General features: G+C 41.8%; 16 protein-coding genes and 1 tRNA gene. 7 read left to right on the forward strand and 10 right to left on the reverse strand.

Going from position 1 to position 23,483, the window contains the following annotated elements; genetic code table 11:
- Positions 1-37: 37 nt before the first annotated feature.
- Together metG and OQY15_RS05635 are read left to right on the forward strand one after the other, a co-directional pair.
- A complete protein-coding gene (metG, locus tag OQY15_RS05630) occupies positions 38-2,146 on the forward strand; it encodes a methionine--tRNA ligase (RefSeq protein WP_265788810.1) in 2,109 nt (702 codons plus the stop codon).
- Positions 2,147-2,152: 6 nt separating this feature from the next.
- Positions 2,153-2,224 (forward strand) — tRNA-Arg (locus OQY15_RS05635).
- A gap of 106 nt (positions 2,225-2,330) precedes the next feature.
- On the opposite strand, the gene OQY15_RS05640 is transcribed toward OQY15_RS05635, so the two are convergent.
- Positions 2,331-3,437 carry a HigA family addiction module antitoxin gene (locus OQY15_RS05640; protein WP_265788812.1) on the reverse strand — a complete coding sequence of 369 codons (1,107 nt, stop codon included), beginning with the start codon at positions 3,435-3,437 and terminating at the stop codon, positions 2,331-2,333.
- 53 nt (positions 3,438-3,490) lie between these two features.
- Positions 3,491-3,811 (reverse strand): type II toxin-antitoxin system RelE/ParE family toxin, encoded by a 321-nt coding sequence (locus tag OQY15_RS05645; protein WP_265788814.1) that lies wholly within the window; start codon positions 3,809-3,811, stop codon positions 3,491-3,493.
- Positions 3,812-4,249: 438 nt separating this feature from the next.
- Here OQY15_RS05645 and OQY15_RS05650 point away from each other — a divergent pair, with 438 nt between their 5' ends.
- The 3 genes from OQY15_RS05650 to OQY15_RS05660 all read left to right on the forward strand — a co-directional run bounded on the left by OQY15_RS05650 (position 4,250) and on the right by OQY15_RS05660 (position 9,214).
- Complete coding sequence (locus OQY15_RS05650) at positions 4,250-7,300, forward strand: ATP-binding protein (protein WP_265788816.1); 3,051 nt, start codon at positions 4,250-4,252, stop codon at positions 7,298-7,300.
- A 361-nt stretch (positions 7,301-7,661) separates the two neighbouring features.
- Complete coding sequence (locus OQY15_RS05655; RefSeq protein WP_265788819.1) at positions 7,662-7,952, forward strand: helix-turn-helix transcriptional regulator; 291 nt, start codon at positions 7,662-7,664, stop codon at positions 7,950-7,952.
- The gene (locus tag OQY15_RS05660; protein WP_265788821.1) at positions 7,952-9,214 is read left to right on the forward strand and encodes a HipA domain-containing protein; all 1,263 of its coding nucleotides are present in this window, start codon (positions 7,952-7,954) and stop codon (positions 9,212-9,214) included. The genes OQY15_RS05655 and OQY15_RS05660 overlap by 1 nt, the downstream gene beginning before the upstream one ends.
- A 552-nt stretch (positions 9,215-9,766) precedes the next feature.
- On the opposite strand, the gene OQY15_RS05665 is transcribed toward OQY15_RS05660, so the two are convergent.
- The 3 genes from OQY15_RS05665 to OQY15_RS05675 all read right to left on the reverse strand — a co-directional run bounded on the left by OQY15_RS05665 (position 9,767) and on the right by OQY15_RS05675 (position 12,656).
- On the reverse strand, positions 9,767-10,435 hold the full coding sequence (locus tag OQY15_RS05665; protein ID WP_322973295.1) for a DUF6624 domain-containing protein: 669 nt from the start codon (positions 10,433-10,435) through the stop codon (positions 9,767-9,769).
- Between the two features lie 376 nt (positions 10,436-10,811).
- Positions 10,812-11,531: a GDSL-type esterase/lipase family protein gene (locus OQY15_RS05670; RefSeq protein WP_265788825.1), complete on the reverse strand. Its 720-nt coding sequence runs from the start codon at positions 11,529-11,531 to the stop codon at positions 10,812-10,814.
- A gap of 75 nt (positions 11,532-11,606) precedes the next feature.
- On the reverse strand, positions 11,607-12,656 hold the full coding sequence (locus OQY15_RS05675) for a WYL domain-containing protein (protein ID WP_265788827.1): 1,050 nt from the start codon (positions 12,654-12,656) through the stop codon (positions 11,607-11,609).
- Positions 12,657-12,751: 95 nt separating this feature from the next.
- Between OQY15_RS05675 and OQY15_RS05680 the strand changes: the two genes are divergently transcribed.
- Complete coding sequence (locus tag OQY15_RS05680; protein WP_265788829.1) at positions 12,752-14,206, forward strand: RtcB family protein; 1,455 nt, start codon at positions 12,752-12,754, stop codon at positions 14,204-14,206.
- 80 nt (positions 14,207-14,286) lie between these two features.
- Here OQY15_RS05680 and OQY15_RS05685 read toward each other — a convergent pair whose 3' ends face one another.
- Together OQY15_RS05685 and OQY15_RS05690 are read right to left on the reverse strand one after the other, a co-directional pair.
- On the reverse strand, positions 14,287-15,699 hold the full coding sequence (locus tag OQY15_RS05685; protein ID WP_265788831.1) for an MATE family efflux transporter: 1,413 nt from the start codon (positions 15,697-15,699) through the stop codon (positions 14,287-14,289).
- Between the two features lie 87 nt (positions 15,700-15,786).
- Complete coding sequence (locus OQY15_RS05690; RefSeq protein ID WP_265788833.1) at positions 15,787-16,794, reverse strand: SDR family oxidoreductase; 1,008 nt, start codon at positions 16,792-16,794, stop codon at positions 15,787-15,789.
- Positions 16,795-16,931: 137 nt separating this feature from the next.
- Here OQY15_RS05690 and OQY15_RS05695 point away from each other — a divergent pair, with 137 nt between their 5' ends.
- Positions 16,932-18,737 (forward strand): glycosyl hydrolase family 65 protein, encoded by a 1,806-nt coding sequence (locus tag OQY15_RS05695; protein WP_265788835.1) that lies wholly within the window; start codon positions 16,932-16,934, stop codon positions 18,735-18,737.
- Positions 18,738-18,810: 73 nt separating this feature from the next.
- On the opposite strand, the gene OQY15_RS05700 is transcribed toward OQY15_RS05695, so the two are convergent.
- Genes OQY15_RS05700 through OQY15_RS05710 form a run of 3 tightly spaced genes read right to left on the reverse strand, consistent with a single transcriptional unit; the run spans position 18,811 to position 23,483 of the window.
- Complete coding sequence (locus OQY15_RS05700) at positions 18,811-21,099, reverse strand: GH92 family glycosyl hydrolase (RefSeq protein ID WP_265788837.1); 2,289 nt, start codon at positions 21,097-21,099, stop codon at positions 18,811-18,813.
- Between the two features lie 14 nt (positions 21,100-21,113).
- Entirely contained in the window at positions 21,114-21,791 is a 678-nt protein-coding gene (locus OQY15_RS05705) for a basic secretory protein-like protein (RefSeq protein ID WP_265788839.1), read from the reverse strand.
- A 57-nt stretch (positions 21,792-21,848) separates the two neighbouring features.
- A complete protein-coding gene (locus tag OQY15_RS05710; RefSeq protein ID WP_265788841.1) occupies positions 21,849-23,483 on the reverse strand; it encodes a RagB/SusD family nutrient uptake outer membrane protein in 1,635 nt (544 codons plus the stop codon).

The following is a 23,483-nucleotide window of genomic DNA, read 5'->3' on the forward strand; positions in this document are numbered from 1 at the left end:
TAAAACACTTATCTTTGACAAATTAATAAAAATAGTTTTGGATAACAGTAAAATAAAAAGATATACCGTTACGGCGGCATTGCCTTATACAAATGGCCCTGTGCACATCGGACATTTAGCTGGTGTTTATTTACCTGCGGATACTTATGTGCGTTATCTCCGTTCAAATAAAAGAGATGTTAAATTTATATGTGGCTCCGATGAAAACGGAGTTCCTATTACGCTGAAGGCTAAAAAGGAAGGTGTTACCCCACAGGTTGTAGTTGATAAGTATCATAAAATCATCGGGGATTCATTTAAAGAATTCGGAGTATCTTTTGATATCTATCACCGTACTTCATCTGCAACTCACCACGAAACAGCGTCTGACTTCTTTAAAACGTTGTACGATAAAGGTGTTTTTACCGAAGAGGTAACTGAGCAGTATTATGATGAAAAAGCGCAGACTTTTCTTGCCGACAGATACATCACCGGTACCTGCCCTAAGTGTGGAAACGAAAATGCTTATGGCGACCAGTGCGAAAACTGCGGAAGTACCTTAAATGCTACTGATCTTATCAATCCTAAGTCGACTCTATCTGGCGAACCTCCGGTAAGAAGGGAAACTAAAAACTGGTTTCTGCCACTGGAGAAATATGAAGATCAGCTGAGAAGCTACATCGAAAGTCATAAGGAGTGGAAACCAAATGTTTACGGTCAGTGCCAAAGCTGGCTGAATGCTGGCTTGCAGCCAAGGGCGATGACGCGCGACCTGGACTGGGGTGTGAAGGTTCCTGTAAAGGATGCCGAAGGTAAGGTGTTGTATGTTTGGTTTGATGCACCGATAGGGTATATCTCGGCGACAAAGGAGTTGTTCTCCTATGCAGGACTGGACGTATGGAATCCTAAAGCTGAAGAGTATTACATTCGTCAGAATGGGGCTGAAGAGGGCAAATGGGAAGATTACTGGAAGGATGAGTCTACGAAACTGGTGCATTTCATCGGAAAGGATAATATCGTGTTCCACTGTATCATCTTCCCTGCGATGTTAATGGCGCATGGCGATTATACACTAGCGGATAACGTTCCAGCAAATGAGTTCCTGAACCTTGAAGGACAGAAGATCTCTACGTCCAAAAACTGGGCGGTATGGCTGAATGAGTATCTTCTTGAATTTAAAGATAAACAGGATGTGTTGAGGTATGTACTTACTTCCACGGCTCCCGAAACTAAGGACAATGATTTTACCTGGAAAGATTTCCAGGCCAGAAATAACAATGAGCTGGTTGCCGTACTGGGTAACTTTATCAACAGGGTGGTTGTGCTGACGCATAAGTATTTTGATGGCAAGGTTCCTGCGATTACGGAGATCACAGCACAGGATCAGGAGGTGATTGATGAACTTGCGGCTTACCCTGCAAAAATCAGTGCCTCTATTGAGAACTACAGGTTCAGGGAAGCGCTTACGGAGGTGATGAATGTGGCGCGTTTAGGGAACAAGTACCTGGCAGAGACAGAACCATGGAAGGTGATCAAAACTGACGAAGGCCGTGTGCGCACGATCTTAAACCTCAGCTTGCAGATTGTGGCGAGCCTTGAGGTGCTGATTGAGCCTTTCCTGCCATTTACTGCTGATAAATTGAAGAATATGCTGAACTTCAGTGGTCATTTGTGGGAAGATGCAGGTCAGATCGACTTATTACCAGTTGATCATATCATTGATCAGCCAGTGTTATTGTTTGATAAGATCGAAGATGCGGAGGTGCAGGCGCAAATTGATAAGCTCAATCAGAGTAAGGTTGATAATACGCTTGCCAATGCTGTGGTAGCTCCTGTTAAGGAAAATATAGATTTCGAGCAGTTTAGTGCCATGGATATCCGTGTAGCTACGATCATTGCTGCAGAAAAGGTAGAAAAAACCAAGAAATTGCTGAAGCTTACACTGGATACTGGTCTTGACCAGCGCACAGTGGTTTCGGGTATTGCTGAGTATTTTACGCCAGATGAGGTGATTGGACAGCAGGTAAGTCTGCTTGTAAATCTTGCCCCGAGAGAAATTAAAGGAATTTTATCTCAGGGAATGATTTTAATGTCTGAAAATTCAGATGGAAAACTTACTTTTGTGGCACCTCTGCAAAACCATGCAAATGGGAGTGTGATCAGGTAAGGTTTTGGTCCCGTAGTTCAACGGATAGAATAGAAGTTTCCTAAACTTTAGATATGAGTTCGATTCTCGTCGGGACCACAAAAGCTCGGTAGTACTTAAGTACTACCGAGCTTTTTAGTTTGTGCCTTTCTGATAGTTCACTATTTTATTGCTAAATGCAGATGTATGCAATTTGTATTAATACCTAATTTAGAGACTTTTCAATTTTAGTTCTGATCTTGTAAATACCTGTTTCGATAGAAAATCTACCATAAACTATTGCTGGGTGGATATTTTGTGCATTTGCAAAATCCTGTACTACTTTCTCCTTGTGTATATTTGAAGACTTTTTTGACATGAATTCTTTCCACTCTGCTAAAGGTATTAAGGTGTTTTTCGAGAAGTTATTGGCTTCCTTCTCCTCACTACTTTGTCCATATTCTGTTTCACTATCCAAGTCAATAAATTCAGCATTATTATTATTCACTAGATGTAAAAAAATATGACCAAGTTCATGTAGAATAGTGAAGGCGAAGTTATCAACTCTTTTATGCCTAAGACTTACGCCGATAGCCGGGTTGCCATCACTCCAAAAAGCAATCCCATCAACAGCACATTTTTCTGGGTGTGGCTGAATAACTAACTTGATACCATACTTCAGCAAAATCTTTTTTGTTGATTCGACAGTGTTCCTGTTGGCTTTAAAAATCTGTTTTAATTCCTCAATTAAGGGTTCTTTGCAGGCTAAGTTAAATGGATTGACCTTTATTTGTAAAGACTTAAAATGTACAAGTTTAACCCAGCCAATTACATTTAACTTGTCAATTGCTAGCTTTTCAGATTTACGAAACCTTGCATAAGCTGGCATACTGTACACTGCAATTAGTTCATCTGAATTTCTAACACCATATATGGTATAAATATTAGGAATATCTACTGTAGGATTTCCTGTAATGATCTTCTCTTTCTTGAAAAAAGGTAATGGGATATGATCTTTAATCATATCCCATTTATCCATTGCTATTAATTGTCTCTGTGTTTTCTCTCTGATTTTTTCTAAATCCAGATCATAATTGGATTGCAAATTCATCCAAAGTATCGCATCCATTTTTAAAGCCTTCGAAATTAAGTGTGCTATATCTGCATTAATGGCTCTCTTCCCTTTAATAATTTCATTTAATTGAGTAATGGGAATGCCTGTTTGTTGTGAAAAATCCTTTTGACTTATTGCACGATCCTTTAACTCATCAATTAAAATTTCGCCTGGATGTATGGCTTTTGCCGGAACTAGGGTTTTGATATTGATTGACATGGCTTGTTGCTCGTTTTTTTAAAGGTAGCACTCCTTTATAAGGTTAATTGTTGTTATTCGTAATGTTTACTCAATTCTTCTATTGATAACAAAATAATTTCACAAGGTTCATTTTCACTAGCAATTTCTTCAAAAATAATCCGGAACTGCATGTTAACACTAACTGAGCTCTTGCCTTTTAAATCACCAATAAGTTTCTCGTACCGAAGTGATTTATATTGATAGGCTTGTTCTATATTACTTAAAGATTCTAATTTTCTTATAGTTTTGATATACTGTAAAACCAGTGAAGGATTAGATTTAAAGTTTTTATCTGTTACTTTCTTTCCCTCATACAAATCCGCTAATAATTGAGTTTTAAAACTTATCTCCATTTAATAGTCTCTAAATGTTTAACAAATGTAAGAATTATTATTCACTAATTAGTGAATAAATATCATGAATTAATTATTTTGTGTGTTGATATTGAGTGTGTTAATTGCTATTTGGAACTCAGATTTAGGTTGGCAAGTTATAAAGTAGAAGAAGTTTACAATCACTAATAAATGTTGTAAGCATCATCTTCATGCTCCTAACCCGAATTCAACTGCGAAGACTTAATTAATTTGGGTGTACTGTTAACTATAATTATATGCAATAGCAAAGTTACATCAAAAGGAACCAAACAGCTTCCGATTATTTTTTTATTGAAAAAAATTATTACTTTTAACTTAACGGCATAAGGCATTCTAAATTATTAATAGGGCATTCTTTTGGATGTCTAACGCGATTTCGAATAATATTTTATACCTACTAGGGCAAGGTCATATTTTATGAAAGCAGACCAAAAAACGATATTAAATTTCTGGAGAGCCATCGAGATATTTAGTCTTCCGGATCTCCCAACGGAAGCAAAACTTTTCCAAGCTGGTATATCGCTGCCTTGGGAGCTGCCAAATGAAAATGAGAAAGATCTCAGGTGGCATCACATTCTCTTTTTGGGGAGGATTTCCAAGCAGGACATTACTGCTGAAATTGAAAAGGCAACATCCTATGTTCCCTCGGAAGAAGAAAAATTGGAAGACTTGATAAGCGGAAATACATGTCTGGCAGCATTGGTAATTGATCAAGAGGGACATTGTAGTTCAGTCAACGGCTATATCCAAGCCTCCTATGTTCATGGTTTATTATGTCTTCAAAAACACAAGCCGCTATCGTTTATTGACGATGAATTAGAAAAGGGACAGAAAGCCTTCCAAGATAGGTTCAGTATAAATCCAGTAGCTGAACGCGTTGAAGACCTGCAAACCGTAACAATCAATTGGGGCCATTTGGACAGAGAGCTAGAGGTTTTAAAAGAAGCGGAAATTCAAGGTCTTGATTGGGAACCACTTGTATTTATTAAATCATTTAGATTGTCTAAACATGCTAAACCAGATACAGCCTTTCTAAATAGCTTTTATCTTAAAGATATTAATAACCTTATCACAACTCAAAAGGCGTATGGAGAAGGATTGCAACAATTCCTGACTATAGATATTTCCGGCATTAAAAGGATAAACCTTCTGAAAGATGCGGACGCCTTTTGGGAAAAGCTCAACCCAAAGGATATACCTGCAGGAAGATGGCCTTCCAATCCTAATTATGGCCTATATAGTGCACAGCTTGGAGCTGTAGCCACATGCCTGTCCACACTGAAAAATAACAACGGCCTGATAGGCATTAATGGGCCTCCTGGTACGGGAAAAACAACACTACTGTCGGATATTGTTGCTGAAGTAGTTGTAGTCAGAGCAAAGAGACTGCTGAAAAAAGGTAACAAAAAGCTTTTTGGAAAATGGCAGAAAATAGAAAGGCCCGATTTCACGTTCCACCTTTACGAACCCAATGCGGATATCTTTTCGGATGCTGGCATTGTTGTCGCGAGCAATAACAACGCAGCCGTAGAAAATATTTCGAAAGAGTTGCCTTCGACAGGCAAGATAGATACACATTATTTTCCGCAGGCTGGTTATTTTGCAGATCAGTCAAAAGATCTCATCGAAGGAGACAGCTGGGGGTTACTTGCTTCAGCCCTTGGTAATGCAGAAAACAAGCAGAATTTTAAGAAAAAATTCTGGTATCCAGGTGAAGATAGAATAGGATTCATGAAATTTCTGTCTCTCCAATATAATAAAGAAAACGATAAAACTCTTGAAAACGGTGAGCTGTTTGACAACACAGCAAAAGAATTAATTGAGTTGCTTGATCAGTTTGAAAAATTCAGAAATGAGGCAATGAAGTTACATGCCTTATTAGGCCAGTACCTTGAAGATCTTCAATCGCTTAAGATCGAACAGAAGATACTTGATGATCATAAACAGAACAAGTTAAAGCTCGATGGAATAGAAGAAACTTTAAACAATGATCTTCAGGGAATAAGCAACCGCATTCTCTCCTTACAACAAAGTCTTGCTCTACATCAGAAGGCCAAACCCAGCTGGTTTTTTGTTCAAAAGCTATTAAAAACCCCTGCTTACAGAAAATGGAAAGAAACAGAGGTACTATATCTATCCGGGCTTGCCACCAATACCCAAAAACTAATAAGCCTACAGCAAGAGCTTGATAGTATTGTGCAAAACCTTAGGTCATTAGTCAAGCAAATTTTCAAAAAAGAAGGGATTGTAGAAACAATCAAAAACCGGCTGGCTGAATATCAAAATCTAAAAAGAGAATTTCATGAGCATTACGAAATTCCTTTTGAGCATATTCCTGATGAAAAAGTGGTTCAAGACTATTTCCATGACAAAGATGCCTTCCACAAAACCACACCCTGGTCGAGCGTAAAAATTAATACACTCCGTTCCAATATATTCCTTCAGAGTCTTAAACTGCATGAATATGCTGTACTAAGCCATGCAAAACCGTTTTGGAACAACCTGAATCTGTTTATGGAATACCTAGACGGAAAGGTTATTGTTAGTGCTGATGTGGCAGAAAGCCTATGGAAGACATTCTTTTTTTGTGTTCCTGTGGTTTCCACTACATTAGCATCTGTCTCAAGGTTGTTTCAATCGATGGGAAAAGAAAGTATTGGTTGGCTTCTAATAGATGAAGCCGGACAGGCAACACCACAATCGGCAGCGGGAATTATTAGTCGTTGTCAAAAGAACATTATAATTGGCGATCCCTTACAGATAGAACCCGTATTAAGTGTTAATTCCAGGCTGGTAAAAATGCTGAGCGAAACCTACCATGCCGATCTAGTATGGTCACCCCTCCACAATTCTGTTCAGACTTTGGCCGATCGTGTATCTCCTTTTGGATCTTGGCTTCGTGAACAAGAAGAGAACCCTGTATGGACAGGCTTTCCGTTACGTGCTCACCGAAGATGTAACAACCCGATGTTCGAAATAGCAAACAAGATCGCCTATGACGGGCAAATGGTAAAAGTTATGTCTGATGTTCTTTTTGATTGCGAACTGGGTGATTCTTCCTGGTTTGACGTTAAGGGAAGAATAGTAGAGAATAAACACGTAATTGAGGAAGAAATGAATCTCCTGTTGGAAAAGATTACACTGTTGAAAAATACAAGATCAGAAATATTTGTTATTTCCCCATTTAAATCAGTAGCAGACAGATGCGCTGAGATATTCAGAGGCAATAGGTTGGTTCGGTGTGGTACGATCCATACTTTTCAAGGTAAGGAGACGGATATAGTATTTCTGGTTTTAGGAAGTGGTCCAACTAAAACTGATGCCAGGGCTTGGGCATCAAGGAAACCAAACATGCTTAATGTAGCTCTAACAAGGGCCAAGAAACGGTTGTATGTAATTGGAAATGTAACTTTATGGAAGCAGTGTAATTATTTCAACGAGTTAGCAAAAGAACTATACAGAGCTTAGGACTGATACAGATACTTTGTATGGTTCGAGATCATCTAATGCAAGGAGCCTGTGAGGATTTTTGTGTAAATGGCCAACCATATTATAATCAAAGTCGACATCTATTTTCAAATATTATGTTGAATTGGTAAGGGGAATCAATCAATTGAGCAATGAGGACAGCTAAAGTCTATTATAACAAAATTCTAGCCGTTTAATAAAAGTTATGAGGCAAGCTTATTCGTTATCTATTTTTTAAAGCTAACCATTTTTTATATTACACACCCTTACTTAAAGGTTCTTTAATTTTATGTTTGCATTGCTACAAAAAAGGATATTATTATATCCATTTTTGCTATATTTGGATATAATAATATCCATTATGAAATCAAAGCAGGTAGTTGTCTTTCCCAAATACCAGAAGATTTGGGACCAGCTTGGTGAGAATATTAAATTAGCCAGGAAACGACGCAACATCACGGCAATTCAGCTTGCTGAACGTGCGGCAATAGAGCGGTTAACACTTCGCAAAATTGAGCGTGGTGATCCCAGTGTATCAATGGGAGCTTATTTTAATGTGTTAAGGGCACTTAACCTACATGAAGATTTTCTTAAGCTAGGTGTTGATGATGAACTGGGCAGGAAATTACAGGATCTTAATCTGTTATCATAATGGCAGTAAACAAAACGGACATCTGGATCTACGCACACTGGCAGGGAATGGTAGTGCCGGAATGTATAGGGATTTTATCTGCCCAACAGAGCAAAGGCAGTAAGGTTTTTAGTTTTTCCTACGATAGAGATTGGTTGGGCACCAAAGACAGATTCGTGTTAGATCCGGATATTAATTGGGTGACGGGTCAACAATATATAAGTGGTAAAGACAACTTTGGTGTATTTATGGATTCTATGCCGGATACCTGGGGAAGACGGCTTATGCAACGAAGGGCTGCTCAGAAAGCATTAGAGATAAAGCAACCAGTGCCCTCTTTATATGAACTTGATTATTTGCTTGGAGTTCATGATGTCACAAGAATGGGAGCTCTCCGTTTCAAATTAGATCCTGATGGCCCGTTTCTCGATGATGATCGTGATACTCCTGCTCCACCAATAGCACATATACGAGCATTACAAGAAAGTGTCAGGGCATATGAAATGGATGAGGATGGTAAATATGCAGACAAATGGATGCACATGCTAATTGCCCCTGGATCTTCATTAGGCGGTGCACGGCCGAAAGCCAATATAGTGGATACGAATGGCAATCTATGTATAGCAAAATTCCCATCAAAAAATGATACTACAGACAAGGCCGCATGGGAATACTTAGCTTATCGTTTAGGCCTAAAGGCAGGCCTTACTCTTCCATCTTGTGAACTCATTAAAGTACATGGACCGTATCATACATTTTTGTCCAGAAGATTTGATCGTTCTGGAGATGAAAGGATACATTTTGCATCTGCAATGACTATGACCGGAAATAATGAAGACCTGATCCGAGATTCAACGCCAAGCTATCTAGATATAGCAGAATTCCTTCAGTATTCGGGAGGTAAAAATATTGAGGCAGATCTTCACCAGTTATGGCGACGAATAATATTTAATATGACAATATCAAATACTGACGATCATCTTAGAAATCATGGGTTCCTTCTGAACACTGATGGATGGAGACTTTCTCCTGCTTATGACCTCAATCCATCGACAGATAAAGCTGGTCTTGCAATTAATGTCGATTCGCATAATAATGCTTTAGATCTGGATCTTGCTAGGAGTGTTGGTCCTTATTTTCAACTTCAGGATGCCCAGATGGAAAAAATTATTGAACAAGTAATTTCGGCGGTTAAAGAATGGAGAGTTGTAGCAAAGGATATCGGCATTTCCAGGGCTGAGCAGGAAATTATGTCGCCCGCCTTTCAACTTGCGAACTCCTGAAAGATAATGTAAATCTGGATGAAAAACATTAAGTTAATTTTTTGAATGTATTTATTTTGTTCAACTTTGTGTAAACATGCTTACCCCGCTTCCCACAGAACAGCGCGCTTAGGGTGAGCTTTTTTTTGCCAAAGCATCAAATATTATTTAAATTTTGAGCTAATCCAATGCTATGAGAAAAGTTTGAAGAATGTGTTCACATTTAAAAAAGATCAATACACTCTTAAAATAGCTACTTCCATCAGCATATACCTTGAGGCGTCATTAAGTTATAATCTGAAAAATTTGTGATTTTAGCCGTTATAGTATGAAAAATTTGTAACTAAGCCAGTTTTACCCAAGTATAATCGGAAAAATTTGTAGCATTGGATAAGCACAGTGATCCAAATCTTAACGCCGAGGTCAAAATCAACTCGCCTCAAAATGAATGGTATTTTAAGGTGAACCTAATTTTGCAGTATTATTTTGAGGTTAAAAAATGAGCTAACCTTAAAAAATCGATTTTTTAAGGTCAGCTATAGTTATAAGGGTAAAGCACTTGCTCTCAAATTTTTATCTGATATCTTGTTTCTTCACTATTTCTTCAATATTCTGTAGTTCTTTTTTGTATGCTTCAACATTCCATCCACTCACGTAATCCTGCATTGGCGGCATGCCCATCGCTTTACGTCTTGTTTCAAGACCATCAATGTCATTGATAGGATAGATATACTTTTCCCCAGTTTCCTTATCAGTAAATCCCTGACTTCCATAGATTTGCTTTTTCCCTTTTCGCATACAAATCCTATCTTCAAGAATTGCCAGGTTACTCGACAAGATCTCGCCCTTTTTTTCAGCTTCTCTGATCATTGGTAAAAAATCTTCCTGTGTTTTCAGGTCGGCATGCTGTATCACTAAAAATAAGCCTTGTGCTGCATTAAGACCAACTTTTTGAGGACTTAGCCAACCATACATTTTGATAATTGCATTTATTGTTGTCAGGTTTTGCTGATCTGTTTTTTTCATCACACAGGCGAGACTATCGATGATATTGGAATCTTTATTCTGCTGTTTGGCTTGAATGTATGCCATTCTCGTCGATTGATCCGATTTATAAATAGCTTCTAAAGTATCAGCTAATGGTTTATTCAATTTTGAGTCGTCAATGCTAAAACTGGTTACCTGACCGGTTGAAATGAAAGAAGAAAAAATGAGCAGACTTAAGATATTCAAGATCTTCATTTAATAAAGATGCATAAATTAATAGTCAATCTGTTGATTACATGTGTAATAACTTCAGTAATAATCAGAAAACTATTAAAAAACACTTCATGACAACTCCGTTCGGACATAGTCCGAGTTGAGTTAAGGTACCGTTCGAGATTCCTCTAAGTTTAGCTCCGCCTTGGCCCATCTTTTATCCAGCTCAAAACTATCGGGGGGGTATAGAAAGGCTAGGGGAAAGCTAGGGAAAAGATAGGTTAAAGCCAGGGAAATCTCGAACCTTATACGAACTCATACTTAACCAAACCCAGTGCCATGCAGGGCCAGCCATTTTTCAAAATGATTTAAGAGTCAGGTAAAGATCTTCTTATGCCTGCCAAAAACATTAAGAAAATCAGCGTTTCACAAATTTCTCAATATGTTCTTTCCAGACGCCATATCCTACTCCATTGAGATGAATTCCATCAAATGAGTACTGATCACTCAGATTACCATTAGCATCTTGAAAAGAACTGTAAAGATCTATATAGGTTACATTGTTATCTTTTGATATTTGCTTCAGCCTACCATTGATATAATCAATCTGCTTATTTATACCGGGCTCCTGGCTATGTGTTGGCAGTAAGCTATGAACATATAACTGTGTGCCGGGAGATTTTAAGCTGATCTGCTTAACTAAATTCTCATAACCGGATACTACATTACGTTCATCATCATGCTTGTTAATAAGGTCATTGATACCCACCATTAAGAATATCTTTTTGGGGTTGTCTGATAACACATCATTTAATCTGGCTGTAACGCCTTCAATATCATCCCCTGAGATACCTCTATTCCGGATTTGGTTGTTTTCAAGCAAGTCACTCCATTCACCATACTGAATATTGCTGTCCCCTATAAAAATAATCTCATTTGACCTGTGAGGGAGGTTATTGAATATACTGACCTTCTGCCTGTAAGAAAAAGCATTCTGATAAGATTTTTGCATTTTCTTCTTAGCGCGTGATTTAAAATATGCTAGTCCACCCATTCCGTTGACTAACCGGACGCTGAAAGTAAACAACACTATATTTATCAGAACTGAGATGATGAGGAAAGCGCTAATTTTTTTCATAATATCAGCGGCTCCGGAATGAATTTGATAAAATAAACCGCCATCGCAAAATTGAACTTTATCAACGTTTATTGATTACGGATTCCCGTATTCTATGCTACTTTTCATAACGTTAACAGTATATCTTTCCAGCGACTTATTCAGGTGGGCCCTGATCTGTTTCACTAAAATCTTTGGCCCTAATACCCTCATTTTCGCCCCAAAACCCAATAGTTCCCTCTCCAGCTCAAAATTCAAGATCACGTTAATGCTAAAGATTTTGCCGTCAGCCTCTGTCTTTAACAGCTTTTGAGTATGATGAATCGGCTTTGTGATCACATAGGGCGCATTATCATGATCTACCCAGAATACCACTTCAGCACTCTTTTGTCCCGGAGATTTTGTTACGCCGATACAGTTGTCGTAATAAGTAGCAAGGTCAAGTGTTCTATTCTCCCTGTAACCCTCATCATGTTCTTCGATAGTTTGTATCCTGTCCAGCGCCAGGTTCAGGATCTTTGGACTCCTCCCATGTTGCAAGCCAAGAATAAACCAGCGGTTGCGGTATTCTTTGAGCAGGTATCCGCTGAAGCAGAACGTACTCGCTTGTCTGGCTTTAAAAGATTGATAAGTGATACAGATCGTTTTCTTAGCCACTATAGCTTTACGTATCACTTCAATCCACTCCAGACCCTTCAGGCTATCGTTTTTCTCGAAATCTACTACCGGAGTATTATGCGTTTTCTGCGTGTAGATTTTGTCCTCCAGTTTACTCACCATCTCGTTGAGGTCAGTAAAGTGGCTCAGACCTTTAAACTGCTTTAACAAGTCAGAAACCTCCGTCAATACCTGCATATCCTGATGGTTGAGCGGACTGTTGGTGATGCTGTAATCTTTATCTGCGTACGTGTAGTACTTTTTATCAACAACCACTATTGGCGCTTCGTACCCTAGTTTATTGCTCCTCATCATTTCCAGGTCGGCCTGAACAGTTCTGCGGCTAACCCCCGTATTAATACCCTGGTACTCATACAGCGCATCTCCGCAAGCCTCCATCAGATCGTCCAATGTCCATTTCTTAAAGCGGTTCCGGAGACATTGGTCGATGGTTCGGTAGCGTATCAGGGCATTTCGGTTTACTGGCATCTGCAAATATTTTTATGAATTTATGAATTATTTTTCACTGCGCAAATAGACTGCGCAGGAGCTATATTCCTTTGTATCATTAAATAACAACGATCATGGAAAAAGAAAAGATCAGCAATGGCGAGTTGAGCACCTTAGGTATCAACGATCTGGAAGTATTGGTAAGTTTTAGTCGCGTGGCGAATGGCTTACTTAAACATGGCGTAATGGCAAAGCCCGAGATCCTGGCTAATCTGGAAGCGTTGATTGACGATCCGATGCCTTACGCTCTGAAAAAAGGCGGGAAGTTTAAGAACCTTGCTGAAAGCGTTATCAGTATGCGCAAGGAAGGTAAGTTTATCAAACAGGAGCGCAGCAACTTTAAGTTGAAAGAAGATATAGCAGATTTCCCGGTATGGGGATTAGAGCACATTGAGGTGGGCGCACTTGCACAGATGAGAACAGCAATACAATTGCCTATTGCTGTTGCGGGCGCCCTTATGCCTGATGCACACCAGGGATATGGCTTGCCAATTGGCGGTGTCCTGGCTACCACGGCGAATACGATTATTCCTTTTGCTGTAGGTGTGGATATTGCCTGCCGTATGTGCCTGAGTATATTCGATCTTCCTGCAGAATCTGTGGATACTGAAGCCGGGAAGTTGAAAAACATCCTGGTGGACAATACTTACTTCGGTATGGGCTGTAAAACCCAATCATATTTCGATAGCTCCTTATTTGATAGCAGCACATGGGACGAAACTAAGGTGATACGCTCGCTTAAAAACAAAGCCTATGCGCAGTTGGGAACCAGCGGTACAGGGAATCACTTTGTGGAATGGGGTGAACTGACCATTGCCGATGGCGCATTGGAGGGTATTCCTGCCGGAAGGTACCTCGCCTTGTTGTCGCACTCCGGTTCCAGGGGATTTGGTGGGGCTATTGCAGATCATTACAGCAAGGTCGCGATGACCAAAACAAAGCTGCCTCATGAAGCCAGGCACCTGGCATGGCTGGATTTGGATAAAGAGGAAGGACAGGAATACTGGATCGCCATGAATCTTGCTGGTGAATATGCGAGTGCAAACCACCATGAGATACACAATAAAATTGCAAAAGCTCTGGGGTTAAACCCGATTACGAGAATTGAGAACCACCACAACTTTGCCTGGAAGGAGAAACTTGCGGATGGAACTGATGTGATGGTCCATAGGAAAGGAGCAACACCGGCCGGTGAAGGTGTCCTGGGGATCATTCCGGGATCAATGAGTACGCCGGGCTTTGTGGTGCGTGGAAAAGGTGACATGACCAGCATTAACTCTGCGAGTCATGGTGCGGGACGGTTAATGAGCCGGAGTGCAGCTTTTAAGACATTGGATAAGGCTGCGATTGCCGCTAACCTGATCGACAAGCGTATTACCCTCATGGGGAGCGATATGGATGAAGCGCCAATGGCTTATAAGGATATCCATGCTGTAATGGCTGCGCAAGGTGATCTCGTTGAGGTACTCGCGAAGTTTGAGCCAAGGATTGTGAGAATGGCAGATCCAAGGGAGAAACCTGAAGATTAATAAAGATGGTAACTCTCCGATTACCATAAAGCTCAGTAGTTAGGTACTACTGAGCTTTTGTGTATTCATAGCTTTCTGATTTACACCTGTGTCTTTTTCCATTTTCCTCTTTTAAATAGAATATACGCAGCGATAGCAAGGCCAATCTCTGCGGTGGGAATGGAAATAAAAACACCCTTGGGTCCCATTTCAAAATATTTGGCTAACAGGTAGGCAAAAGGTATCTGAAACACCCAGAACGTAAACAGGTTGATTTTAGTGGGTGTAGAGGTATCCCCGGCACCGTTAAAGGCACTCGTCAGCACCATCCCCATCCCGTAGATGATAAAGCCAAAGCTTAAGATCTTCAAAGAGAGCGACGCAACTTCCTTCACCCCCTGGTCCTCTGTAAAAAATGAAGCAAATAACTGTCCGCAGGTTAAGAATAAGACACTTACCACAGCTAAGAATACCACTGCGTATTTTATTGTTTGATAAACCGACTGCTCAGCTCTGTCTACATGACCGGCGCCTAAATTCTGGCCAACCAATGTTGCCGCAGCATTACTTAAGCCCCATACTGGCAGCAGGAAGAACATCATGAGCCGCAGCGAGGTTTGGTATCCTGCAGAACCTGTATCTCCACCTGTAGTAGCCACCAGCTCCGCCAGGAAAATCCAGCTGCAGCTTGCAATCACAAACTGTAAGATTCCGGGCGCTGCAATTTTTGCGATTGCTTTGATCTGTTCCCATTCAGGGATAAAATATTTGAGATGGATCTTTAAAATGTTCCTGCCATTAAACAAACAGTAAATCTGATAACCTACACCCAGGCTGCGCCCAATGGTGGTGGCTATTGCTGCACCTGTTAAGCCAAAGGCGGGTATTGGCCCCAGTCCGCGGATAAAGATCGGGCACAAAATGATATTGGCGATGTTCGCTATCCACAAGCTGCGCATGGCTATGGCAGCATTGCCGGCGCCCCTGAAGATTCCGTTGATTAAAAACAACAGGACGATGATGATGCTTCCGCTCATCATGATGCGTACAAAATCAGTTCCATGATCGGCCGTTTCTGTGGACGCGCCCATCAGCAGCAGGATATCCCTGGCATGCAGAAAGCCCGCAATACTGATCACGATATTGATCACCAAAGCGATAATAATCGTTTGCATTCCGGCCTTTGCTGCGGCTGCAGGATCTTTTTCACCAATGCGCCGGGCAACGACAGCTGTAGCAGCCATACTTAAGCCAATTGCCAGCGAATAGATTACTGTAAGCACCGATTCTGTCAGTCCCACAGTCTGAATAGCCACCCTGCTATTTTCCAGGTGACCCACAAAATAAAGGTCTACCAGTGCAAAAACAGACTCCATGGCCATTTCCAGCATCATAGGAATCGCCAGCAGGACGATTGCCCGCTTGATACTGATCGAAGTCAGATCTACTTCCCGACCACTTAAGGATTCTTTCAGAACTGAGAAAAAGGACAGCGTTTTTTCAGATAAGGGCATAACGGTGGTGCGTCTCGGTGACAAAAATTGGTGACAGTATAACTTTAATTATAAATGTACACAAATCCTTGAATTGCTAATCAAAAATTAAGGCTGACCGCTTCCACCTGCTGCACCATAAATCTGTCCTGTAGAATAACTGGCGTCGTTAGCAGCAAGCTGAACATAGATAGAGGCGAGTTCTGCTGGTTGACCTGGTCTTCCCAGAGGTGTCATTTTACCAAATTCTTTGAGTTTTTCCGGTGTTGAGCCTCCGCCCATTTGAAGAGGTGTCCAGATGGGGCCTGGTGCCACACCGTTCACCCTGATTCCTTTTGGTCCGAGTTGTTTCGCCAAAGACTTCACGAAATTCGTTGTAGCGGCTTTGGTTTGCGCATAATCATACAGATCAGGCGATGGATCTGTTGCCTGAACGGATGTAGTGCCAATAATTGAAGAGCCTGGTTTCAGGTGTGGTAATGCTGCTTTGATAATCCAAAATGGCGCGTAGATATTAGTTTTCATGGTCCAGTCAAACTGCTCGCTGGTGATATCAAGAACCGAGGCATTAGACTGCTGGCGGGCAGCATTACTGATGACGATGTCCAGTCCGCCAAGTTCTTTCACCGCTTGCTGTACCAGTTTCTGACAGAAGCTTTCATCCCTCAAATCGCCCGGTATGGCAACAGCCTTCCGCCCTGCTTTTTTAATCAGTTCTACCACCTCTTTGGCATCAGATTCCTCCTGGGGCAGGTAGTTGATAGCCACGTCGGCACCCTCCCTTGCATAGGCAATAGCAGCAGCACGGCCCATTCCGGAGTCACCGCCGGTGATCAATGCTTTTCTGCCCTGCAGCCGACCGGAACCTTTGTAGCTCTGTTCACCATGGTCTGGCTTAGGGTCCATTTTATTTGCCAGTGCAGGCCATGGCTGGTTTTGATGTATAAACGGGGGACCAGGGTATTTGGTCGTAGGGTCCTGTAAATCTGTAGGTCCGTAAAAAGTTCCTTCAGTTGTAGACGCTCTGCCTAAAATCGGTGCGGCTGCAACTGTCGCCACTGCCAGACTCAGACCGCTGAGAGCTGATCTTCTGCTCATTTTGTTGTTCTCATTCATGATATGTTTTTCTAGGTATAGTTATAACTTCCTCCTTTTACTATGGTTTTCACTATTTAAAAAAGACAGCCCAGAAATTGATATCTTGCTTTTTAATTATTGAAATGCACCAGGTATAAATTAAGAGGGCAATAATTATGAAAAAAATTATCAAAGGCTTTTCCATCATAACAATCGTATCACTTCTCAATTCCTGTGCGGGTACGAAATCGTCAGTATATGATGCTGAACTTAAAAAGGTAAAAGCTGATGCAGGCACACAGCTGGGAGCGCAGGTTGATGAATTTAACAGCTATAAAAATCGTCCGGCTTCTGACGGACCCTATAACTCATCCAATAACAAGGCATTTCTGCTGGAAAACGCTCCTTTGTTTTCCAGTTCTGACAGCATGATCAACAAAGTGTATAACTACCGCTGGTGGATGATCAGCAAGCACCTGAAAGAATACTACGATCCGCAGGATAAAAAGAACTATTGGGTAGTAACGGAATTTTTTGGTGTAAAACCCTGGGCTTCGCTGAGTGGAGCGATCACTTGTCCCGCTGGTCAGCAGTTTTATGATGTGCGCTGGCTCAGAGACGATAAATACCTGAAGTCATACGCAGATTATTTCATGCGTGGTTCAGCATCCAGGTTAAACCAGCGGGAGAATGGGAACTTTTTGACCTACCTCAGTCGCCCGGAAAGTCACCACTTTTCAAGCTGGATGGTAAACGGTGTCGAAGCATTTCTAAAAGTACATCCTGATCAACAGTGGCTCCATGAGATGCTGCCAGCGATGGAGAAACATCAGCAAGTGTGGGACAGCTTATTTACCGTAAAAAACCCAGCTGCAAAAACACAGGGCATGTATAAAATCCTCGACCTGTACGACGGGATGGAATTTAGTTTGTCGGCCGTGCTGGGGCTGATTGAGAGCAAAGGAGCATATAGCCTGTATACCAAGGACAGCTGGAGAAAAAACTACCTGGGCTGGGAAACGACCGACAATGCCGCGAAATCGCAACAAGCTAAAGACTTTCCGAAAGCTTTCCGCAAGGGATATCCGGACTTTTACCTGGTAAGGCCGTCGATCAACAGCTATGCCTTCGGAAACCTGCAATCACTGGCCAATCTATATAAACTTGATAACCCCAATAAAGCACAGGCGTATCAAACAAAGGCGACAGCGATACAACAAAAGACATTGAAACTGCTCTGGAACAAACAGGACAATTTTTTTAATACCTATAGTGCCGGGGATAATGAATATGGCATCCAGGATTATGAAGCCAGAGTGAGGGAATCTGTAGGTTATACACCGTGGTATTTTGATATGATCCCTGCAGGAGAATATAAAAACTACAGCAAGTCATGGGAGATGTTATCATCCCGCAAAGGTTTTTATCATACCTCCGGCATGACCACGGCAGAGCAGCAGCATCCCTATTACAATGAGCAGGCCTATGCCTGGAACGGACGCGGATGGCCATTTGAAAACTCCATCGTCTACAAAGGATATGCGAACTATCTGCGGGATTATAAAAAGACAAGCAGCGCAGCAGAGAAAGAACTGCTGTATGATTACATTGATAAGCTGGCAAAGATGCATGGTGAGCAGCCAAATATTGGCGAATGGTATATCCCCAGCAATGGGAAGAACTTTGGGGGAGAATCTGACTACTTTCATTCTACCTTCCCTGATATCATTATCGAAGACCTGCTGGGTTTCAAATCGATGCATAACAACCAGTTTAGCATCAAACCGCTGTTGCCCCAAAACAAATGGGATCACTTTTACCTGGGCAACATCAGATACCACGGTCACGACATTGATATCATCTGGAAAAAGGACTGGATGCCGGATGAGCCGGGAGACCAAAGCAAACTCTGTGTGTGGGTAGACCAAAAGCTGGCAGGAAGTACCGAAAACTTATCCGATGGACTGGAGATCTCTTTGTAATAATGATAAAAAAAGCCAATAGTCTTTTACAACTATTGGCCACAACTACGACACCAAAAATTTTTGCGACAGGTTATTTGTCGTTTATAGATAATGAATATGGATATGCGGAAGGTTCTGCACCTCTTGCTTTGTTTGGCGTTGCTGACATCTTAAAGTTCAACACAGCCCCGTTCTGCAATCCGCTATGGCTGATCCAGTTTTTAGAATAGTCTTTGCCATTGATCTGCAGCGACTGCACATAACGGTTATCATCGCTGTTAGCCGGAGCATTGATGACCACTTTTTTACCATTATCAAGTGAGATCGTCACCTTTTTGAATAATGGAGCACCAAGCACATACTGGTCTACACCCGGCGTTACAGGATAGAAGCCCATGGCCGAGAAAATATACCATGCCGAAGTCTGTCCGTTATCCTCATCGCCACAATAGCCGTTCGGGATAGCTTTGTACATCCTGTTCATGGTCTCTCTAACCCAGTACTGCGTTTTATAGGGCGCACCACCATAATTGTACAGGTAGATCATATGCTGGATAGGCTGGTTACCATGCGCATACTGACCCATATTGGCGATCTGCATTTCGCGGATCTCATGGATGACACTGCGGTAGTTTTGTTCGTCGAATATCGGAGGCATAGAGAATACAGAATCCAGTTTCTGTACAAACTTCTGAGATCCGCCCATCAGCTTTGCCAGTCCGTCCACATCGTGGAATACCGACCAGGTATAGTGCCAGCTGTTACCTTCAGTAAAGGCACCGCCCCATAAAAATGGTTTAAATGGTGTTTGGAAAGTACCATTTTCATTCTTTCCGCGCATCAGACCTGATGCCGGGTCGAACAGGTTTTTATAGTTCATTGCCCTTTTTTTGTAGATATCAGTCTCTGAAGCTGGTTTGCCCAAAGCCTTACCTAACTGGTAGATCGTGAAGTCGTCATAAGCATATTCCAATGTTTTGGCTGCATTTTCCCTTACTTTTACATCAAAAGGAACGTAACCCAGTTCATTGTAATACTTTACCCCGTCACGTCCGACAGCTTCCATCGGGCCTTCATTGTTCGCACCGTGTTTAAGCGCCTCCCAGAGGGTATTGATATCATAGCCACGCAGGCCTTTGATATACGCATCGGAAACTACCGAAGCGGAGTTATTTCCAACCATGATATTGGCATAACCCGGACTGCTCCATTCAGGCAGCCAGCCGCCTTCTTTATAATCATTGATCAGTCCTTCCTGCATTTCCTTATTGATGGAAGGATAAGCCAGGTTCAGGAATGGATACAAGGCCCTGAAGGTATCCCAGAAGCCTGTGCCTGCGAACATGTATCCCGGCAGTATTTTTCCGTTGTAAGGGCTCCAGTGAACGATTTTGTTATCCTTGTCAAGCTCGTAGAGTTTGTTAGGGAAAAACAATGTTCTGTAGAGGCAGGAGTAAAAAGTTCTGAGTTGATCTGTAGTGCCACCTTCTACGGAGATTTTGCTTAAGGTTTTGTTCCAGATCGCTTTACCTTTGGCTTTTGTAGCATCAAAAGAATCGCCTGCGAGTTCTCTTTGCAGGTTGAGTTCTGCCTGCTCAAAACTGATAAAAGATGAGGCTGCCTTAGCAACTACCTTTTCACCTTTGGCTGTTTTGAACCCGATTACGGCACCACTATGATCACTGGTGAGCTCCAGCTGGTTGTTCAGTGCAGCACCTTCAAATGTCTTTGTGAGCACAAAGTCCTTATTGAAAGTGATGACGAAATAGTTTTTGAAGTTTTTAGGAAGCGGACCTCTGGCATACTTGGTGGTATAACCGATAATCTTGCGCTCATTTGGAATGATCTTGATATAAGAACCTTTGTTTTGCGCGTCTACCACTACAAATGCGCTGTCTGTCTGAGGGAACGTAAACCTAAACTGTGCAGCGCGTTCTGTAGGTGTAATTTCTGTTGTTACATCGGCATCTGCCAGATAAACGCTGTAATAGTATGGTTTGGAGATTTCGGCATTATGGCTAAACCAGCTGGCACGTTCATCATCTTTAAACTTCAGAGATTTGGTGACAGGCATGATACTGAATGCCCCGTAATCATTCATCCATGGCGAAGGCTGATGCGTTTGTTTAAAACCACGGATCTTATCAGCGTCATAGGTATAAGCCCATCCGTCGCCCATTTTTCCTGTCTGGGGTGTCCAGATGTTCATTCCCCAGGGTAAGCCAATTGCAGGATAGGTATTTCCTGTGGAGAGGCTGGGCTTGGACATTGTGCCCATCATTGGATTAACGTACTCAACGGGATCGCTGATCGTTTTTGCCGTTTGGGCAAAAGCAGAGGAAAAAGCAATGCTCAAACATGCCAGTACTAATTTTTTCATTGTGTGTTATGTGTTTAACTAATTGAAGGATTCTGCACATACGCCGCCCAAAGCTCATCCAGGTTTTTTCCGGTGAGTTTGTTCCAGCTTTCAGCAGTATAAGTATGGTCGCGCAGTTGTTTGTCTATCGTTTTAATGATTCCTGGTTTAACCGTTTTCTCCATCCAGACAAAGAACCTGGCAGTGATGCGGTAACTGTTTTTATAACTATGCTCTGGTTTCAACTCAGGAAGTGTCCATTTGGCACCGGCATTATCAATTCCAAATTTGTATCGTACATAATCGGCGATACCTTCTGTAAGCCATCCCGGACCTACGCTTCTTCCGTAATTCTGAACAATATGCATTCCCTCGTGGGTAACTACATCTATGTCGCCAGGATGTTTACTCATGTAGACAGGGCTGTAAACGATGACGCCATTCGAAGTAGCGGCAACGCCCTTATAGGCGGTGTCAATAAAGAATTTTACTTCTTTCAGGGTATTTGGGTTGTACTCTTTAGCCAGTTTGGGATATACTTCAAAAAATGTGGCGATTAACCTTTGTTTGAGTGCCGGATCAAAAGTTTGATCATTGCTCTCATAAGTAAGCGTGTACTTTCCTTTTTTAATAACTTCCTGGGCATGGATTTGTGTGCCTGTAAGGGCCAGGCCTAAGCATGCCAGGAGCGATAAACGGGTTCTTTTTCTCATATCAATTAACGTATCATAAAAAAAGGAGAGACCCTTGGAAAGGCCTCTCCTGTAAAATTAATAACCTGGGTTTTGCTGCAGGTTGACATTTAAATCTCTTTGCTGCTGTGGTATTGGATAAAGTGCTTTTGTAGCTGTTGATGCGGTATGATCCCACCAGGTGCCTGTAGTGAACTTACCAAAGCGGATCATATCATCTCTTCTGAATCCTTCGAAGATAAACTCGCGACCGCGTTCTGTCAGTAGCTCATCCATTGTCAGCGTAGCTGCAGTGTAAGGAACATAAGTTCCGGCAGTATAAGCGCGTTGTTTTGAAGTATTGATCAGCGCCAGTGCATCGGCAGTGGCCGTACCACCGTTTTTGCGCATCAAGGCTTCAGCTTTTGCGAAGTAGATCCAGGTTAGGCGGTACACGTTCCAGTCAGTATTGTTATACTGCGGATCAATTGCAGGAACTCCCCCAGGGCCGGCAAACTGATTTCCCAATTTGTATTTGTTAAAGCGTACACCGCTGTTCTCTTCACCTTCGCTCATATTTGACAGCGTAGAGTTATTTTTATTCTTCTGGATGTTGTCAACAAAGGTTAATTGAAGTCCATTATATTCTTCAGAAGCTAAAACCGGAGATTTCCCATCTACAAATTTTACCTGCGGGCCAATGCTTAACCAGGTAGTTTTCCGAAGGTCAGTATTTTCAAATTTTGTATAATTTCCCGGTACGACTACTACACCATTGTTTCCATTGCGGCCACCACCGTAGATTTCCTGCTGTTTGAAGTGGTAGAATTCTCCTGTCCATGAAGGCTGGAAGTTGGCAACGCTAAAGTTGTAGGCGATTGAAAAGATCACTTCCTTTGACAAGTCATTGGTAGTTTTATACTGGTCTGTGATGTTCAGGTCCAGGGCCATATTTCCATTTTGCGCTCCGCCTGCACCGTTAATTAACTGGTCGGCAGCAGCGATACAGTCATCCCAGCGTGCTGTACCTGTCCATATTTCTGCATTCAGGTAAAGCTCCGTTAACATGGCATAGGCACTTGCCTGCGACATACGTCCGAGCTGCGCTTTGGAAAGTTTTGGTGCTTTGTCGATGTTTTCTTTGATCTCTTTTTCAATGAAGTTGAAGACATCTTTTCGCGCCATCGTTTCAGGTCTTGCCGGAATACCCACCTGCGTTACCACAGGAATATTTCCGAAAAGATCCATCAGCTTCAGGTAATGAAATGCACGGAGTAATTTAAGTTCCGCTACAAATGCATCCTTCTCTGCCTGGGTAAGACCCATTTGTGTTAAACTTCTTTTTTCAATGTTTTCAATCGGGTCATTACAAAACCCGACACCCGTGTACATTAAACGCCAGGCATTGTTTAATCCGCCTTCGTCTACCGTCCAGGTGTGGTAGTGTAACCTCTTCCATTTACCTCCGTCCTCACCATGGCGTCCTTTTGTTGGCCATGCAAGCTGATCTGCAGAAAGCTCTGCCGGTCTCCACCATCCATCTTGTCCTGACGGTGTTACCCAGGCATTAGCGTGAGTGTATGGCCTTAAAACGGCCGATAAAACTTCAGTTTTGTTGTTGTAAAAATTATCTGCAATCAATTGATCATAAGCATTTTCTTCAAGCTGCTTTTTGCAAGCTGAACTTAGCATTACGATAAACATTCCTATGTAGGTGATATATCTTTTCTTCAT

The organism is Pedobacter sp. MC2016-15 (assembly GCF_026239695.1).
GTDB lineage: Bacteria > Bacteroidota > Bacteroidia > Sphingobacteriales > Sphingobacteriaceae > Pedobacter.

Excerpts from the sequence above, each read along its gene's own strand:
- OQY15_RS05640 (WP_265788812.1), bottom strand. The coding sequence starts at position 3,437 with ATGTCAATCAATATCAAAACCCTAGTTCCGGCAAAAGCCATACATCCA.
- OQY15_RS05645 (WP_265788814.1), bottom strand. The coding sequence starts at position 3,811 with ATGGAGATAAGTTTTAAAACTCAATTATTAGCGGATTTGTATGAGGGA.
- OQY15_RS05650 (WP_265788816.1), top strand. The coding sequence starts at position 4,250 with ATGAAAGCAGACCAAAAAACGATATTAAATTTCTGGAGAGCCATCGAG.
- OQY15_RS05655 (WP_265788819.1), top strand. The coding sequence starts at position 7,662 with ATGAAATCAAAGCAGGTAGTTGTCTTTCCCAAATACCAGAAGATTTGG.
- OQY15_RS05660 (WP_265788821.1), top strand. The coding sequence starts at position 7,952 with ATGGCAGTAAACAAAACGGACATCTGGATCTACGCACACTGGCAGGGA.
- OQY15_RS05665 (WP_322973295.1), bottom strand. The coding sequence starts at position 10,435 with ATGAAGATCTTGAATATCTTAAGTCTGCTCATTTTTTCTTCTTTCATT.
- OQY15_RS05670 (WP_265788825.1), bottom strand. The coding sequence starts at position 11,531 with ATGAAAAAAATTAGCGCTTTCCTCATCATCTCAGTTCTGATAAATATA.
- OQY15_RS05675 (WP_265788827.1), bottom strand. The coding sequence starts at position 12,656 with ATGCCAGTAAACCGAAATGCCCTGATACGCTACCGAACCATCGACCAA.
- OQY15_RS05680 (WP_265788829.1), top strand. The coding sequence starts at position 12,752 with ATGGAAAAAGAAAAGATCAGCAATGGCGAGTTGAGCACCTTAGGTATC.
- OQY15_RS05685 (WP_265788831.1), bottom strand. The coding sequence starts at position 15,699 with ATGCCCTTATCTGAAAAAACGCTGTCCTTTTTCTCAGTTCTGAAAGAA.
- OQY15_RS05690 (WP_265788833.1), bottom strand. The coding sequence starts at position 16,794 with ATGAATGAGAACAACAAAATGAGCAGAAGATCAGCTCTCAGCGGTCTG.
- OQY15_RS05695 (WP_265788835.1), top strand. The coding sequence starts at position 16,932 with ATGAAAAAAATTATCAAAGGCTTTTCCATCATAACAATCGTATCACTT.
- OQY15_RS05700 (WP_265788837.1), bottom strand. The coding sequence starts at position 21,099 with ATGAAAAAATTAGTACTGGCATGTTTGAGCATTGCTTTTTCCTCTGCT.
- OQY15_RS05705 (WP_265788839.1), bottom strand. The coding sequence starts at position 21,791 with ATGAGAAAAAGAACCCGTTTATCGCTCCTGGCATGCTTAGGCCTGGCC.
- OQY15_RS05710 (WP_265788841.1), bottom strand. The coding sequence starts at position 23,483 with ATGAAGAAAAGATATATCACCTACATAGGAATGTTTATCGTAATGCTA.